We start from the raw sequence: 1,499 nt of genomic DNA on the forward strand, positions 1-1,499 counted from the left end.
ATCAACGCCATCAACCCCGCCACCGGCGAGACGCTGGAACCGACCTACGTCGGCGGCAGCAAGGCCGACGTCGAGCGGGCCTGTGAACTCGCCGAAGCGGCTTACGCCACCTACCGCGAAACTTCGCTCGAGGACCGGGCCGTGTTCCTCGAGACCATCGCCAGCGAGATCGAGGCGATCGGCGATCAGTTGACCGAACGTGGCGTCGCCGAGACCGGCCTGCCCGAAGCCCGCCTGCAGGGCGAACGGGGCCGGACCTGCGGCCAGCTACGGTTGTTCGCCAACGTGGTCCGGGCCGGCGAGTGGCTCGATGTGCGCATCGATCCGGCGCTGCCCGATCGCGAACCGATGCCGCGTGTCGACCTGCGCCAGCGCCACGTCGCCCTGGGGCCGGTGGCCGTGTTCGGTGCCAGCAACTTCCCGCTGGCCTTCTCCGTGGCCGGCGGCGATACCGCCTCGGCACTGGCCGCCGGCTGCCCGGTGGTGGTCAAGGGTCACTCCGCCCACCCCGGCACCTCCGAACTGGTCGGCCGCGCCATTCAGCGGGCCGTCAAGGCGTGCGGGCTGCCCGAAGGCGTCTTCTCGCTGTTGTTCGGGTCGGGCAACGAGATCGGTCAGGCGCTGGTTGCCGATCCGCGCATCCAGGCGGTGGGCTTCACCGGCTCGCGGCGTGGCGGCAATGCCCTGATGGCGACCGCCCAGGCACGGCCGCAGCCGATCCCGGTGTATGCCGAGATGAGCTCGATCAATCCGGTGTTCCTGCTGCCCGAGGCGCTCAAGGCGCGCGGCGGCCAGATCGCCGAAGGCTTCGTCGGTTCGCTCAACATGGGCGCCGGCCAGTTCTGCACCAACCCCGGCCTGGTGATCGGGGTGAAGGGCGCCGACCTGGATGCCTTCATCGACGCCGCCGGCGAAGGCGTCAAGGGCAGTGCCGCCCAGACCATGCTCACTCCGGGCATTCACGGCGCCTATGACGATGGCGTCGGCGCCCTGGCAGGTCATCCCAAGGTTCGCGATATCGCCCGCGGTCAGGTCGGCGACGGCCCCAATACCTGCCAAAGCGGGCTGTTCGTCGCCAGTGCGGTCGACTTCCTGGCCGATGAGGCCCTGCAAGCCGAAGTGTTCGGTGCCAGCGCGCTGATCATCGAATGTGCCGATGTCGACGAGATGCAGCGGGTCGCGGCCCAGGTCGAAGGCCAGCTCACCGTCACTCTGCAGATGGACGACGGCGACGCGGCGACCGCCAAGGCGCTGCTGCCGACCCTGGAGCGCAAGGCGGGCCGGATCCTGGCCAATGGCTGGCCGACCGGCGTGGAAGTCTGCCATGCCATGGTGCACGGCGGTCCGTACCCGGCGACCTCGGACAGCCGCACCACCTCGGTGGGCAGTGCCGCGATTCACCGCTTCCTGCGGCCGGTGTGCTACCAGAACCTGCCGGGCACCCTGCTGCCGACGGCACTGCAGGACGACAATCCGCTGAAGGTCACGCGCCTGGTGGA

At 69.6% G+C, this 1,499-nt stretch carries 1 protein-coding gene; it reads left to right on the plus strand.

Annotation, left to right across the window (positions count from 1 at the left end; all coding sequences use genetic code 11):
* The coding region (locus tag FVV99_RS18440) for an aldehyde dehydrogenase (NADP(+)) (protein ID WP_236645479.1) at positions 1 to 1,499 on the plus strand (1,499 nt) is incomplete at both ends.

The sequence above is a fragment of the Aidingimonas lacisalsi genome (assembly GCF_008079445.1).
In the GTDB taxonomy this organism is placed as follows: Bacteria; Pseudomonadota; Gammaproteobacteria; order Pseudomonadales; family Halomonadaceae; genus Aidingimonas; species Aidingimonas lacisalsi.